Annotated in this window: 13 protein-coding genes; 5 read left to right on the top strand and 8 right to left on the bottom strand. The window is 62.3% G+C overall.

The features are described from left to right. The first annotated feature begins 26 nt into the window (after window positions 1-26). Window positions 27-1,241 carry a multidrug effflux MFS transporter gene (locus K3759_RS04615; protein ID WP_259985563.1) on the top strand — a complete coding sequence of 405 codons (1,215 nt, stop codon included), beginning with the start codon at window positions 27-29 and terminating at the stop codon, window positions 1,239-1,241. An 80-nt stretch (window positions 1,242-1,321) separates the two neighbouring features. Beyond that, window positions 1,322-2,722: a short-chain fatty acyl-CoA regulator family protein gene (locus K3759_RS04610; protein ID WP_259984532.1), complete on the top strand. Its 1,401-nt coding sequence runs from the start codon at window positions 1,322-1,324 to the stop codon at window positions 2,720-2,722. On the opposite strand, the gene K3759_RS04605 is transcribed toward K3759_RS04610, so the two are convergent. The 6 genes from K3759_RS04605 to K3759_RS04580 form a co-directional block, all read right to left on the bottom strand. Further along, the gene (locus K3759_RS04605) at window positions 2,723-3,397 is read right to left on the bottom strand and encodes a thermonuclease family protein (RefSeq protein ID WP_259984531.1); all 675 of its coding nucleotides are present in this window, start codon (window positions 3,395-3,397) and stop codon (window positions 2,723-2,725) included. Window positions 3,398-3,458: 61 nt separating this feature from the next. Next, on the bottom strand, window positions 3,459-5,117 hold the full coding sequence (betA, locus tag K3759_RS04600) for a choline dehydrogenase (RefSeq protein WP_259984530.1): 1,659 nt from the start codon (window positions 5,115-5,117) through the stop codon (window positions 3,459-3,461). An 81-nt stretch (window positions 5,118-5,198) separates the two neighbouring features. Beyond that, a complete protein-coding gene (gene betB, locus K3759_RS04595) occupies window positions 5,199-6,656 on the bottom strand; it encodes a betaine-aldehyde dehydrogenase (RefSeq protein WP_259984529.1) in 1,458 nt (485 codons plus the stop codon). 76 nt (window positions 6,657-6,732) lie between these two features. After that, on the bottom strand, window positions 6,733-7,308 hold the full coding sequence (gene betI / locus K3759_RS04590) for a choline-responsive transcriptional repressor BetI (RefSeq protein WP_093926810.1): 576 nt from the start codon (window positions 7,306-7,308) through the stop codon (window positions 6,733-6,735). Between the two features lie 92 nt (window positions 7,309-7,400). Further along, window positions 7,401-8,330 (bottom strand): DMT family transporter, encoded by a 930-nt coding sequence (locus K3759_RS04585; protein WP_259984528.1) that lies wholly within the window; start codon window positions 8,328-8,330, stop codon window positions 7,401-7,403. Window positions 8,331-8,384: 54 nt separating this feature from the next. After that, entirely contained in the window at window positions 8,385-8,984 is a 600-nt protein-coding gene (locus K3759_RS04580; protein ID WP_259984527.1) for a LysE/ArgO family amino acid transporter, read from the bottom strand. A gap of 88 nt (window positions 8,985-9,072) precedes the next feature. Here K3759_RS04580 and K3759_RS04575 point away from each other — a divergent pair, with 88 nt between their 5' ends. Continuing rightward, the gene (locus K3759_RS04575; RefSeq protein WP_259984526.1) at window positions 9,073-9,954 is read left to right on the top strand and encodes a LysR family transcriptional regulator ArgP; all 882 of its coding nucleotides are present in this window, start codon (window positions 9,073-9,075) and stop codon (window positions 9,952-9,954) included. Here the strand turns inward: K3759_RS04575 and K3759_RS04570 are convergent. Next, window positions 9,951-10,691, bottom strand: a complete 741-nt coding sequence (locus tag K3759_RS04570) for a YebC/PmpR family DNA-binding transcriptional regulator (RefSeq protein ID WP_093926813.1) — start codon at window positions 10,689-10,691, stop codon at window positions 9,951-9,953. The genes K3759_RS04575 and K3759_RS04570 overlap by 4 nt on opposite strands. A 119-nt stretch (window positions 10,692-10,810) precedes the next feature. Between K3759_RS04570 and K3759_RS04565 the strand changes: the two genes are divergently transcribed. Together K3759_RS04565 and K3759_RS04560 are read left to right on the top strand one after the other, a co-directional pair. After that, a complete protein-coding gene (locus K3759_RS04565; RefSeq protein WP_259984525.1) occupies window positions 10,811-12,583 on the top strand; it encodes an SLC13 family permease in 1,773 nt (590 codons plus the stop codon). A gap of 79 nt (window positions 12,584-12,662) precedes the next feature. After that, the gene (locus tag K3759_RS04560; RefSeq protein ID WP_259984524.1) at window positions 12,663-13,520 is read left to right on the top strand and encodes a bile acid:sodium symporter family protein; all 858 of its coding nucleotides are present in this window, start codon (window positions 12,663-12,665) and stop codon (window positions 13,518-13,520) included. A gap of 62 nt (window positions 13,521-13,582) precedes the next feature. On the opposite strand, the gene K3759_RS04555 is transcribed toward K3759_RS04560, so the two are convergent. After that, entirely contained in the window at window positions 13,583-15,343 is a 1,761-nt protein-coding gene (locus K3759_RS04555) for a hypothetical protein (RefSeq protein WP_259984523.1), read from the bottom strand. Between the last annotated feature and the right edge of the window lie 38 nt (window positions 15,344-15,381).

Below are 15,381 nucleotides of genomic sequence, written 5' to 3'. Positions count from 1 at the left end.
CCATGCCCCAGACTACTTGCATTTGCATGAGCGATATCCCCCGGGTCCGATATTTAAATCGGACAACCCCACCCCACATTTCCACGCTGATCCTGCTGGCCGGGCTTTCGGCCATGGTGATGAACATCTTCCTGCCCAGCCTGCCGAAGATGGCAGAGCATTTTGGCACGGATTATGCAGTGATCCAGCTTTCTGTGCCGCTCTACCTGTTCTTCAGCGGCATATTGCAGATTTTCATCGGGCCGATTTCGGACAACCTCGGGCGGCGGCGCGTGATGCTTTGGGGGCTGGGCCTGTTCCTTGCCGCCACGGTGGGCTGCTTGTTGGCTCCGAACATCGCTGTGTTTTTGGTCTTTCGCATGGCGCAGGCCGTGATCGCCACAGGCATGGTGCTGAGCCGCGCGGTGATCCGCGACCTCTATACTCAGGAAGAATCGGCCTCCATGATCGGCTATGTCACCATGGGCATGGCGCTGGTGCCGATGATCAGCCCGGCTTTGGGGGGCCTGTTGGAGCAGGGCTTTGGCTGGCAGGCGTCATTCTGGGCGATGCTAATCCTCGGCGGCTTGGTGTTCTGGGTGGCCTGGGCTGATTTGGGTGAGACCGCCCGTGCCAGCGGCAAGTCACTGGCGCAGCAATTTGGCGAGTACCCGGAGTTGCTCCGCTCTCCACGCTTTTGGGGCTATGCGCTTGCGACGGGCTTTTGCTCGGGCGCCTTCTTCGCCTATCTCGGCGGCGCACCCTTCGTTGGAACCGTCGTTTTCGGGATGGAGCCTGCGGTGCTGGGCCTCTATTTCGGCGCGCCCGCGATTGGCTATTTCATCGGCAACTTCATCACCGCGCGCACTGCGACCCGCTTTGGCGTGAATACGCTTGTGCTCTGGGGCTGCATTTCCAACGCGGTGGGCGGCACGGTGTCGCTGCTGATTTTCCTTGCGGGCTATGGCTCCCCGCTCAGCTTTTTCGGGCTGATGACCCTTGTGGGGTTGGGGAACGGGCTGTGCATTCCAAATGCCACTGCCGGGATGCTGTCGGTGCGCCCGCATCTGGCGGGCACGGCCTCTGGTCTTGGCGGGGCGATCATGATCGTCGGTGGTGCGGCGCTGAGCGCGCTGGCAGGCGCCCTGCTCACCCCGGAAACCGGGGCCTATCCGCTGTTGTGGCTTATGCTGCTGACGGCCATCGCCTCGGTCGCCTCCATATGGGTTGTGATCCGGCGCGAGAAAGCCCTGGGACTTTAACCTGCACCCCGCCTCGGGCTTGCTAGGAAGAGTTTGCAAAGCTACGCTGCGCCTGACTGCAAAGTTGCAAAGGTGCCCAGATGGCGATCCAGAAACTCTATGCCGGTGTGAAACTGCGTGAGACCCGGACACGCGCGGGGCTGACCCAGAAGGACTTCGCCGCCCGGCTGGGCGTCTCCTTGCCTTATCTCAACCAGATGGAAAACAACAACCGGCCCGTCAGCACCAATGTCGTGCTGGCCTTGGCGTCGGAGTTCAGGCTGGATGTGACCGAGCTTTCCAGCGGCGACGGGGAGCGGCTGGTGAGCGATCTGCGTGAGGCGTTGGCCGATCCGATCTTTGCCGGAAAGGCACCCCCGATGGCCGATCTGCGCCTCACGGCCTCCAATGCGCCGGGGTTGGCGCATGCCTTCCTTGCTTTGCATCAAAGCTATCGGCAGGTGCACGAGCGGCTGGCATCATTGGACGAAGCACTGGGCCGCGAGGACGCCCGCGCCACGCCTTCCCCCTGGGAGGAGGTGCGCGACTTCTTTCACTATTGCGACAACTACATCGATGCAGTTGACCGCGCGGCCGAGCATTTTGCCACCCGTGAAGGCTCAGGCAGCGATACCCGCATAACCGCTATAGATGCGCTCGACCGCGCCGGGGTGACGGTGGTATTTAAGGACGACGACCGTCTGCGTGCCTATGATCCAACAAGTAAAACGCTGCATCTCTCTGCCCGCGCAGCGCCTGAGACGCAGACCTTTCAAATCCTATTGCAAGTGGCGCTGACCCAGCAGGACGCGCTGCTGGAAGCGACGCTTGATCTAGCCCGGTTCCATAGTGCAGCCGCGCGGGATATCGCCAAGATAGGGCTGGCGAACTACTTTGCCGGTGCGGCATTGTTGCCTTATGGACGGTTTTTGCAAAAGGCGCAGGACTGTCGCCATGATCTTGAGGTGCTGGCCGGACATTTCGGTGCCTCGATCGAACAAGTGGCGCATCGGCTCTCGACGATGCAAAGGCCCGGCGCCAAGGGGGTGCCCTTCTTCTTTGTGCGGGTCGATCAGGCGGGCACGATCACCAAACGCCATTCCGCGACACGTCTGCAATTTGCCCGTTTTGGCGGAGCCTGCCCGTTATGGAATGTTCACCGCGCCTTTGAGACGCCGGGCAGGTTCCTGCGGCAACTGGCCGAGACGCCGGATGGGGTGCGCTATATCAGTCTGGCGCGGGATATTTCGAAACCGGCCGGACGCTTTGGCGCGCCGGTGCGGCGCTACGCGATTTCGCTGGGCTGCGAAGTGCGCCATGCGGCAGCGCTGGTCTATGCCGATGGGATGGACGTTACCCGCAGCGATGCTTTTGAGCCGATTGGCATTTCCTGCCGAATTTGTGAACGGCGGGACTGCCATCAACGCTCTGTTCCGCCTCTGGAGCGGCAGCTTGTTGTTGATCCCCACCTGCGTGATGTGTTGCCCTATCGGGTCGAATGACTAGCGCCGCGCAGGTCGCCAGCCCGCACCCCGCGCTTCGGCTTCGCTACAGAACCATCTTTCGCCCTTGCGGGTATTGATCCGCGTGCGGGTGTAAAAGTCCTGCCCCGGCATATGATAAATCTTGGTTCCCTTGGCACTGATATTGCCCTTGATCTGGCAACTTCCCTTGGGCCGCGTGGGCTCTGTCCCGCTGCGGCGGGTCACGCGATAGCGTGCGGGAGAGATCGTCTTGAACCCATGAATGCCACGTTCCGCGACGAATGCGGCCTTTTCATCCAGATCATAGTCCATCGAATACTTACGATAGGCGAATGCCAGCCCGTCACGCACCAGCGTCTGCCCCACGTCGACGCCACCCACTTGGCAGCGCGCGACGATGCGATCATAGCGGTCGCGGTCCAGCGCCTCACATTCAGCTTTAGCGCCTTGATATCTTTCGCGCACCTCCCTCGTTGTCCAATCGCCACAGGCCCATGGCTGCCCCGTGGCCGTTTCGCAAGTCTGGCTCGCCTCAAGCGCATCAATGCCATGCAGACGGATGCGCGTGCCGTTGAGATCAATGGTATCCCCATCGATCACCCGCACCACGCCCGAGACAGTCTGCGCATCGGCAGGAACAGCCCCGAAGCTCAGCGCCAGACTGAGGGTGAAAAGTGAACAAATCCTTAACATGGGGCAGGTATGACGCCCTGCCCCGTTGCCTTCAAGCCGCTAAATTAAGAGAGGTTAACAGCTATCGCTGCGCCACCTGCCAATTGGGGTGTAACCAAGGCTCCTCATTCGCGCGTGGCAAAGGATCGCGCCCCAAAAGCAGGTCCGAGACCTTTTCCCCCACCATGATCGACGGCGCATTTAGGTTGCCATTGGTGATGCGCGGAAAGATCGAACTATCGGCCACCCGCAGCCCCTCAACCCCAATCACCCGCGCCTGCGGGTCGACCACCGCGCCTGGATCATCCGCTGCGCCCATGCGGCAGGTGCCACAGGGGTGATAGGCGCTTTCCGCATGTTCAGCGATGAAACTATTAAGCTCCGCATCCGACTGAAGCGCGGCCCCGGGCTGAATTTCATGCTTCACGAAGGGCTTGAACGCTTCCTGCCCGAAGATCTCGCGCGTGAGGCGGATGCAGGTGCGGAATTCCTCCCAATCGTCAGGATGAGACATATAGTTGAAGCGGATGCGCGGCGCCTCGGCCGGGTCCGCCGAGCGCAGGGTAATGTCGCCCCGCGATTTGGAGCGCATCGGCCCGGTATGGGCTTGAAAGCCATGTCCTTCGGCCGCCGCTTGCCCGTCATAGCGCACCGCGATGGGGAGGAAATGGTATTGAATATCAGGGTATTCCACGCCGGGTTTCGAGCGGATGAAGGCCGCGGATTCAAACTGGTTCGACGCGCCCATGCCGGTCTTGGTAAAGAGCCACTGCGCCCCGATCACCGCCTTCGACAGCAAGTTCCAATGCTTATAAAGCGTGATCGGCTGGCTTGAGGCCATCTGAATATAGAGCTCCAGATGGTCTTGCAGGTTCTGCCCCACGCCGGGGCGGTCGGCGACTACGTCGATGCCATGGTCCGCCAGATGCGCCGCCGGGCCAATGCCCGACAGCATCAGCAGTTTGGGTGAGTTGATCGACGACGCGGCCAGCACCACTTCGCGCTGCGCACGGATGACCTCGGTGGCCGCGCCACGCTTGACCTCAACGCCCACGGCGCGCCCGTCCTCAATCACCACCCGCTGTGCCAAAGCGCGGATCAGCGTCACGTTTCCGGTTTTCTGAGCAGGCCGCAGGTAGGCATTCGCCGCCGACCAGCGCCGCCCATTCCAGACGGTCTGCTCCATCGGGCCAAAGCCCTCTTGCTTCTCGCCATTGTAATCCTCGGTCACCTGATAGCCCGCCTGCGCACCCGCCTGCACAAAGGCATCAAACAGCGGATTGGCCCGTGGCCCACGGCTGACATGCAGCGGCCCATCCGTGCCGCGCCAGGCTGCATCGCCGCCGTGGCCGTTCTCGTGCCATGTCTCCATGCGCTTGTAGTAGGGCAGCACGTCCGCATAGGACCAACCCTGCGCGCCGCTCTCTTCCCAATGGTCGAAATCCTTGGCGTGGCCGCGCACATAGACCATTCCGTTGATCGAAGACGAGCCGCCGATCACCTTGCCGCGCGGGCAGACCAGCTCTCGCCCGTTCAAATGCGGCTCCGGCTCGGATTTGTAGCCCCAGTCGTAGCGCGGCATGTTCATTGGATAGCTGAGCGCGGCGGGCATCTGGATGAAGGGTCCCGCGTCGCTCCCGCCGTGTTCGATGATCGTGACCTTGCGGCCTGCCTCGGCCAGACGGTAGGCCATGGCGCAGCCCGCGGAGCCCGCGCCAACGATGACAAATTCAGCTTCCATTCTCTTCACCTTCCGTGGGTCCGTACGGGTACGGGGCAGCGCCCGGCGAACCGGCCCGCGCTGCCCGCTCATTTTCGGCGTTCAGAACGGCGCTTCGACATCGCCCATGCGCACATAGACCGACTTCAACTGGCTGTAGTGGTTGATCGCCGCCTTGGAGTTCTCGCGCCCGACACCGGAGTTTTTCATGCCCCCAAAAGGCGCTTCGACCGGCGCATCATTATAAGTGTTGATGTAGCAGGTGCCCGCCTCAAACCCGGCCGCAACCCGGTGCGCGCGGCTGAGGTCATTGGTAAAGACCCCCGCAGCGAGGCCATACTCGGTGGCATTGGCGCGGGCCATGACCTCGGCCTCATCCGCGAAATCCAAGACCGCCATGACGGGGCCGAAAATCTCTTCGCGGGCGATTAACATGTCGTCTTTGACATCGGCAAAGACGGTGGGCCGCATGTAAAAACCCTCGCGTTCGATCCGCTGGCCACCATAGACCAGACGCGCGCCCTCGGCCTCGCCCTTCGCCACATAGTCCAGCGCGATCTGCATTTGCCGTTCGCTGACCATCGGGCCAAAGCTGGTGTCGGGGTCCATCGGATCGCCGATCACCGCATTGCCCAGCCGTTCGGCGAGGCGGGCGAGAAACGCTTCCTTAATGTCGCGGTGCACAAAGACCCGCGTGCCGTTTGAGCAAATCTGCCCGGAACTGTAGAAGTTGCCCAAAATCGCGCCGCTTACCGCGTTCTCGATGTTGGCATCTTCAAAGACGATCATGGGGGACTTGCCGCCTAGTTCCATGGTCACATGTTTGATGCCCTCAGCCGCTGCCGCATAGACCTTGCGGCCCGTCGGCACCGATCCGGTCAGTGAGACCTTATCAACACGCGGATCAGTCACCAGCGACCGGCCCACTTCGCCCATGCCCTGCACCACGTTGAACAGGCCCGCAGGCAGTCCGGCCTCGACCAGAATTTCAGCCACCTTCAACGCACAAAGCGGCGTGGTCTCAGACGGTTTAAAGATCATCGCATTGCCGCAGGCCAGCGCGGGCGCGGCTTTCCAGCAGGCGATCTGGGTCGGGTAGTTCCACGCGCCGATGCCAACGCAAAGGCCAAGCGCCTCGCGGCGGGTATAGACCCAGTCTTCGCCCAATTGGATATGCTCGCCCGTCAGGCTGCCCGCCAGACCGCCGAAATACTCCAGCGCGTCGGCTCCGCTGGTGGCATCGGCGACAGAGGTTTCTTGATAGGGTTTGCCGGTGTCATAGGTCTCGAGCACCGACAGATCATGGTTGCGGTCGCGGATCATGTCAGCGGCGCGGCGCAGCACGCGCCCCCGCTCAGTCCCGCTCATCGCAGCCCATCCGGCTTGGGCTTTACGGGCCGATGTGATGGCCTGCTCGACGATTGCAGGCGTCGCGGCATAGACCGTTGCGATCGTCTCGCCCGTGGCGGGATAGATCACCGGGATCGGCGTGCCGTTCGTGTCTTCGACATAGGCGCCGTCGATGAAATGGCTGGCTGTGGGTTGGGGATCATAGGACATCAAAGATACTTTCTTGCCTGAGGGGCGGAGTGTTCGAGGAGGCGGAGCGCGGCAATGCCGCCCTTCTCCGCCGTGTTCAGCGGCCCGCTTTCAGCAGCAGGTCGAGGGTATAGAGCGCGCGGGTCATGGCTTCGGCAGCGCTGACATTGTCCGACAGCGCGGCGCGCAGATAGAGCCCATCAATCAGCGCCGCCAATGTGTCGGCGTCACCTTCGGGTTGAGGGCTGATCGGGCGCAGCGCATGGGTGAGGTTGGAGCGCAGGCGGCTTTGATAAGCCGTCAGCAGCCGCCGCGTTTCGGGATTGGTGCGGGCATGGGCGTAGAGTGTCATCCATGCGCTGATCGTGCCGGGGTGAAAGCCGGTGTCGTCGAAACTGGCGACGATGATCGCCGCTGCCCTGTCATGCGGCGTGCGGGCCGTGGCTAGCCGTTCGCGCACCCCGGCGGCATATTCCGACAGGATATGACGCATCGCGGCGAGGAAGATCTGATTCTTGCCGCCGAAATAGTGATGCGCCAGCGCGCTCGACATGCCCGCCCGCTTGGCGATCTGGCTCACCGTCACATCCAGCGACTGAGCTTCGCCGATCTCGGCGATGGTGGCTTTGACCAGCGCAGAGCGGCGAATGGGTTCCATTCCGACTTTGGGCATTGGATTCGGGTCCTTGGGGCAGTGTTGACCGCCTCAGGATAGGGGAATCTTTATTGACTCGTCAATCAAGTTACCAGAGACCACCGCCTCCGTCAGAATTTCGTGGCGTGAGCGGGCGGCGTGACCTGCCGTTTCAGCATCGCTTCGCGCCAAGTAATAAAGGTGACCGAGCCCAAGATCACCGCGCCGCCCAGCACCACCCAGATGTCGACCGGCTCGGCAAAGACCACGACGCCAAGGATCGTGGCCCAAATCAATTGCAGGAAAGTCACCGGCTGCGTCACCGTCACGGGGGCCGCGGCAAAGGCCAGCGTCATGGTGAAATGCCCCGCCGTGGCGAAAAAGGCGACGCCGGCGAGGATCAGCAATTCCTGCACAGTGGGCGTGATCCAGACGGTGAAGGCGAAGGGCGCAAGGCCAATGGTCACGAAGATCGACAGCATGGTGACGATCATCACAGGCCGCGCCTCATCCGCCAGCACTTTGGCCAAAAGGTAGGAGCCTGCGAAAACCACCGCCGCCAGCAGCATCGCCAGATGCCCGGTTGAGACTTCGCGAAAGCCGGGCCGCAGGATGATCGCCGCCCCCGCCAGCCCCAGACAGACCGCCACGATGCGCCGCGCCGCGAGCTTTTCGCCCAGAAAGAGCGCAGCGCCGACGGTGACATAGATCGGCGCGAGGTAGTTCATCGCCGTCACCTCAGCAATCGGCAGGCGCGTCATGGCGTAGAACCACAAGATCACCCCGCCCGCGTGGAAGAACCCGCGCAGACCGAACAGCCCCCATTGCCGCCCACTGACCGGCGTGGCCAGCAGCGAGCGCAGCATCGGCAAGATGAAAACCAGCCCCATGGCATAGCGCAGAAAGGCGGCCTCTGCCGAAGGCAAGCGCGGCCCCATATATTTCACCAGCGCGGTCACGCCGATAAAACAAGCCCCCGTGACCAGCATCCAAAACACTCCGACAAGCGGGCGATTGGTGGGAACGGGGATGTCGGGGGTGGTGGCCGGGTTTTGTGTCATGCCGCGACCCTTTCCCAAAGTGCGGGCAAGGGCAAGATCACCGCGGCAATTTATTCACATCGCAACCAATTTGATCGCAATTGCCCACATGGTTACGGCAATCACCGCGTCCAAAACCTGCCAACTGCGCGGTTTGGCGAAGAGCGGCGCAAGAAGCCGCGCGCCATAACCAAGCGCGAAGAAGAACACAAAGCTCGCCAGCGCTGCGCCGATGCCAAAGCTCAGACGGTCGGGATATTGCGCCGAGATCGACCCAAGCAGCACTAATGTATCAAGATAGACATGCGGGTTTAGCCATGTCAGCGCCAGTAAGGTCAGGATCGCCTTGCCCGAGCTCCGGGTGGATTGCCCTTCGGTCTCCAGCGCCTCCCCGCCCTGCCAAGCTGACACCGCATTGCGCCAGCCGTACCACAGCAGGAAGGCCGCGCCGCCGTAGCGCATCAAGGGGCCGAACCACGGTGCCGCTTCGGCCAGCGCGCCGAAACCCGCCACGCCCGCCGTGATCAGAATCGCATCCGAGGTGGCGCATACCAGAACCACCGCTAAGACATGCTCGCGCCGCAGCCCTTGGCGCAGCACAAAGGCGTTCTGTGCGCCGATGGCCATGATGAGGGTGAGGCTCAGCGCAAAGCCGGGGAGGAAGGAGGTCAGCATTAGGGCGTCCTGTCTTAGGTTGCACTTGCCTAGCCTTGTTGTCCAGATTACTCAAATTCAATAGTCTACGTCGGGATTAGAAAAACTTATGCAGCTTGATAGCGCCCAGCTTACTGCTCTGGCGCAAATCCTACGGCTTGGGAGCTTTGATGCAGCGGCGGCGGCGCTTGGGGTGACCCCCTCGGCGATTTCGCAGCGGGTGAAGGCTTTGGAAGACCGCGTCGGCGCGACGTTGGTCTTGCGCGGTCAGCCCTGCACCGGCACACCGATGGGCCAGCGTCTCGCCAAACACGCCGAAGATGTTGCCCTGCTGGAAGCGCAGGCTTTGGGCGCCAGTGATACCACCGCCCCACCCCGGCTGCGGCTGGCGGTGCCTGCGGATGTATTGGCGACATGGCTTATCCCGGCGTTGGCTCAAGTGCCCGAGATGCTTTTTGATCTGATGATTGACGATCAAGACACCTCGGCAGATTGGCTGCGCCGGGGAGAGGTCAGCGCGGCGGTGACAGGACAAGCCCGCGCGGCACCGGGCTGCGATGTGCTGGCTTTGGGTGCGCTGCGATACCATGCGACGGCAAGCCCCGCCTATGTGGAAAGCTGGTTTGCAGATGGCATGACCGCCGAGGCACTGGCGCGTGCGCCGATGCTGACCTTTAACCGAAAGGACCAACTGCAGGGGCGTTGGCTGATGCAAAAGACCGGGCAGCGACTGACCCCGCCCAGCCACCACCTGCCCTCAAGTCACGGCTTCGTGGCGGCGGCGCGCGAAGGCTTGGGATGGGGCATGAACCCTGCCCCTCTGGTGGCTGAGGATATGGAGATGGGCCGCCTCGTCTCATTCGACGAGGCTCTGCCGCTGGATGTGCCGCTCTATTGGCAGGTCGCGCGGATCATGGCGCCCGCGCTCGCCCTGCTCACCGCCTCCATTCGGGCCGCGGCGCGCGAGGCGCTGGTGCAAGAGGCGCGTTAAAGCTGCGCCATAACCTCGTCGGAAGCCTCAAAGTTGGTGGTGACGCGCTGCACATCGTCGTCTTCCTCAAGCGCATCGACCAGCTTCATCAGCTTTTCCATGTTCTCAAGATCCATCTCTGTCGTCGTGACCGGACGCCAGATCAGTTTGGTCGATTCCGACTCGCCCAATTCGGCCTCGAGCGCGGTCGAGACTTCGTTGAGATCGGTGTCGGCGCAATAAATGACGTGGCCGTCTTCAGAGCTTTCCACATCCTCAGCCCCGGCCTCGATCGCCGCCATCATCACAGTGTCCGCGTCGCCGACGGAAGCCGGGTAGATCACCTCGCCCTTACGCTCGAACATAAAGCCGACCGAACCCGTCTCGCCCAGATTGCCGCCGTTCTTGGTGAAGGTCGAACGCACGGTCGAGGCGGTGCGGTTGCGGTTGTCGGTCATCGCCTCGACAATCACCGCCACGCCATTCGGCCCATAGCCCTCATAGCGGATTTCCTCGTAATCCTCGCCCTCGCCGCCGATCGCTTTCTTGATGGCGCGTTCGATGTTGTCCTTGGGCATGGACTGGCCCTTGGCCTCTTTCACGGCCATGCGCAGACGCGGGTTCTTTTCCGGGTCGGGATCGCCCATCTTGGCCGCGATGGTGATTTCCTTGGAGAGTTTGGAAAACACCTTGGCGCGCAGCTTGTCCTGACGGCCCTTGCGATGCTGGATGTTTGCCCATTTGGAGTGACCGGCCATGAATACCTCGTTCTGGCAATGCGTTTGCGCCACTCTATATGCCAGCATCACCGCTGGAACAAGCCACCCGGCCTGTGCTTAGCTTTCCGCCGATGAGGCAACCACGTTAGACCGTATATATGACCACAGATCAGATTATTCTTTTCACCCTCTTCGGCGCGGTCTTTGGCCTGCTGCTCTGGGGCCGCTTTCGTTATGACATCGTGGCCTTTGCGGCGCTGATGGCCGGGGTGGTGCTGGGGGTGGTGCCGACCAAGAACGCCTTTGACGGCTTTGGCCACCCGGCGACGTTGATCGTGGCACTGGTACTGGTGGTCTCTGCCGGGCTGGTGCGCTCGGGCGCGGTGATGTTGATCACCCGGACGTTGGTGGACAGCTCGCGCTCGCTTGGGGCGCATATCTCCATTATGGGCGCTGTAGGTGGGGTGCTCTCGGCCTTCATGAACAACGTAGCGGCCTTGGCTTTGCTGATGCCGGTGGACATCCAAACCGCCCGAAAAGCGGGCCGCGCGCCTGGGCTGAGCCTGATGCCGCTGAGCTTTGCCACCATCCTTGGCGGCATGGCCACGCTGATCGGCACACCCCCCAATATCATCATCGCGTCAATCCGGCAGGAATCGCTGGGCGCGCCGTTCAAGATGTTCGATTTTGCCCCGGTGGGCGGTCTGGCGGCCATCGCCGGGCTGATCTTCGTGGCGCTGATCGGCTGGCGTTTGATCCCCGCCCGCGAAGACGCCATGATCGAGGCTGAGGATATCGCGGAATATATCGCCGAGCTGACCGTGCCCGAGGGCAACAAACAGATCGGCAAGCGTTTGGCAGAACTACAGGAAGAAGCACATAAGGCCGATGTGGCGATCCTTGGGCTGATGCGGGATGGCAAGAGGCGCTATGGCACCGCGCGTAATGCGGTGCTGCAAGCCGGGGACGCGCTGGTGTTGGAGGCCACGCCCGACGCTTTGGATGAATTCCGCAGCACCCTGAACCTCGCGTTGGCGGACAGTGAGCGCGAAGACCTGCTGCTGGCCGATGGCGACGGGGTCGAAATTGTCGAGGTCGTGGTGACCGAAGCCTCGCGCCTCAACGGTCGCACGGCGCAGGCGGTGGGCCTCTCGTGGCGTCAGCGCACGGTGCTTCTGGGTCTGTCTCGGCAAGGCCGCAAGATCACCTCGCAATTGCGCACGACCGAGCTGAAGCCCGGTGACATTCTCCTACTGCTGGTCCCGCGCGATACGGTTGCCCATGTCACCGACTGGCTGGGCGTGCTGCCGCTGGCCGACCGTGGCCTTGCCGTCACCCAAGACAGCAAGACGTGGCTCGCCATCGGTATGTTCGCCGGGGCGGTGGCAGCGGCCTCCTTTGGACTGATCTATCTGCCCATCGCGCTTGGGATTGTCGTGGTTGGCTATGTGCTGGCCAAAATTGTGCCATTGTCAGAGCTTTACACGCATATCGAATGGCCGGTGATCGTGCTTTTGGGGTCGATGATCCCGCTGGGGGCGGCGCTGGAAACCTCAGGCGGGACCGAGCTGATTGCGGGCGCACTTGTCGGATTGACCGAAGGGCTGCCCGCTTGGGTCGTGCTGACGGTGCTGATGGTGGTGACCATGTCGCTCTCGGATGTGCTGAACAACACGGCGACAACCATCGTCGCCGCACCTGTTGGCATTCAGATGGCGCAGTCCCTAGGGGTCTCCCCAGACCCCTTCCTGATGGCGGTGGCGGTGGCGGCCTCCTCGGCCTTCCTCACGCCGATTGGACATAAAAACAACACGCTGATCCTCGGCCCCGGCGGCTATTCCTTTGGCGACTATTGGCGCATGGGGCTGCCGCTTGAGATCATCGTGGTCGCCGTGTCGATCCCCGCGATCCTCGTCTTCTGGCCACTCTGACGTTGCGCCTCCAGCGCGCGTCAGGCTTGCCAGATCACATTTGCCGCCCCTAGGCTGATTTCAGCTTTAGGGGGGACAAATGGATATTCTAATCAACGTCGTACTGCCGCTGTCTTTGGCGATCATCATGCTGTCGCTGGGGGTCGGCCTTACGGTCCAAGACTTCACCCGCGTCGCAAAATACCCGCGCGCCTTCGGGTTGGGCGCGCTGTGCCAAGTGGTGCTGGTGCCCGCCGCCGCTTGGGCCGTGGCCACGGCTTTTGGCCTCAGCGGAGAGCTGGCGGTGGGGCTGATGATCCTGTCTTTTTGTCCCGGCGGCGTGACCTCAAACATGGTCAGCAAATTTGCCCGGGGCGATGTGGCGCTCTCGGTGACATTAACGGCGGTCGTCTCGCTCCTGAGCATCCTGACCGTGCCGATCTTTACCGCCATCGCCGTGCGGCATCTCATGGGCGACGCTGCGCCGGATGTCTCGGTCGCCGCACTCGCCTTGGCGATGTTCTTGATCACCACCCTGCCGGTCGCGCTTGGGCTGCTGCTGCGCCATGGCGCTCCAACCCTCGCCGCGCGAATTGAGCCGGGCCTATCGGCCCTCGCCGCGCTGCTTTTTGCGGTGATTGTGCTGGCTGCCCTTGCCGGGAACTGGCGGCTCTTCACCGAGAACCTCGCCAGCCTAGGGCCTGCGCTTATCAGCCTGAACGCGGCATTGATGCTGCTGGGGCTTGGCATCGCCGGGGCCGCAGGACTGGCGTGGCAGACGCGCAAGACGATCTCGATTGAGGTGGGCATCCAGAACGCCACTCTGGGCATCACCCTCGCCGCTTTGATCTCGGGTCAAACATCAGGGTTCAGCGCCTATGCTCTGCCCTCGGCGGTCTATGGGATCACCATGTATCTGGTGGCCCTGCCCTTCGTACTTTGGTTTCGCAAGCGCTGAAAATGGACAAGCAAAAGGCGCGCCCCGAGGGACGCGCCTTTCATTTCTAGAATGACGGGGCCTTAAGCCATGTCGAAGGCGTCATCCTCATAGGTGTCGGTCTCTTCGTCCTCTTCCGAAGGCATGGAGGTAAGGCTGAGCGCATCCATAAGGGCGGTTGCGCTGTCCGAGGTATCGGCGGTGTCGGGGTCATCCATGTCTGGATCGACCATACCGGTCACCTCAAGCACCTCGCCGCCAGTCTCATCCGAGTCGACGACAACGCGCATGCCGCTCAGATCGATATCCTCGAACGACAGCGAACCGGGATAGGTCCACAGGGTGAAGTTTGTACTTGTGACCTCACCATCTGAACTGTCAGCCGTGGTGCCGAATTGCAGACCTACATCGAAACTTCCCCCTGCTTGAGGGCCATCAGCGAAACCGTCGACACCGTCATCAACTGCTTTCACGTCCGTAAGGTGATAGCCTTCAGCGTTCACGTCAGGGAAGAAGTTCAGTTCTTCGATTGCACTGCCATCAGTCACATTGAAGAAAAGCCCGTTGATGTCTGCGTGAGACTCAGCCTCAGGGTCTGTGGGTGAAAGGTTAAAGTGCAACTGCCCATTCGGCATCTCCGTAACGGCGATTGTAATCTCTCCATTCTCTCCCATCAGGAAATTTAGAACAGACTTGTCATCGCCACCCGTATCACCACCTTGCGTACCACCCGAACCGGAGCCCTTCGTGCCGCCAGAGCCGGAACCTTTCGTGCCACCAGAGCCGGACCCCTTCGTGCCGCCAGAACCGGAGCCCTTCGTACCGCCAGAGCCGGAGCCCTTCGTGCCACCAGAGCCGGAACCCTTGGTGCCGCCAGAGCCGGAACCCTTCGTGCCGCCAGAGCCGGAGCCTTTGGTGCCACCCGAGCCGGAGCCTTTGGTGCCACCCGAGCCGGAGCCCTTCGTGCCGCCAGAGCCGGAACCCTTCGTGCCGCCAGAGCCGGAACCCTTCGTGCCGCCAGAGCCGGAACCCTTCGTGCCGCCAGAACCGGAACCTTTGGTGCCGCCAGAACCGGAACCCTTCGTGCCACCAGAGCCGGAGCCTTTGGTGCCACCCGAGCCGGAGCCCTTGGTGCCGCCCGAGCCGGAGCCCTTCGTGCCGCCAGAGCCGGAACCCTTCGTGCCGCCAGAACCGGAACCTTTGGTGCCGCCAGAGCCGGAACCCTTCGTGCCGCCAGAACCGGAACCTTTGGTGCCGCCAGAACCGGAACCCTTCGTGCCGCCCGAGCCGGAGCCCTTCGTGCCACCAGAGCCGGACCCCTTCGTGCCGCCAGAACCGGAACCCTTGGTGCCGCCGGAACCAGAGCCCTTCGTACCGCCCGAACCGGAGCCCTTCGTGCCACCAGAGCCGGAACCCTTGGTGCCGCCAGAACCGGAACCCTTCGTGCCGCCAGAACCGGAACCCTTTGTGCCGCCAGAGCCGGAGCCCTTCGTGCCGCCCGAACCGGAACCCTTCGTGCCGCCAGAGCCGGAGCCCTTCGTGCCGCCAGAGCCGGAACCCTTCGTGCCGCCAGAGCCGGAGCCCTTCGTGCCGCCAGAGCCGGAGCCCTTCGTGCCGCCAGAGCCGGAACCCTTCGTGCCGCCAGAGCCGGAGCCATTGACGTCATCGCTCCCGTCGAACTTCCCAGCCAGGTTTTCGTCATACCACTTGGCGAAGGAAGACCCTTCTACCCCGCCATTGTGATAGGACTTCGTTCCGCTGGCATCACATCCACTGCCCGCCGCACCGTCGGTGGACCAACTATCAGCCGTGCTGTTCCAATCCTTCGAGAATCTATAACCCATGACACCAATCCCTCATATACATTTGCAGTCGCGACCGC

The organism is Sulfitobacter sp. W027, assembly GCF_025143985.1.
Classification (GTDB): Bacteria; Pseudomonadota; Alphaproteobacteria; order Rhodobacterales; family Rhodobacteraceae; genus Sulfitobacter.
This window is presented reverse-complemented; position numbering and strand designations above follow the sequence as displayed.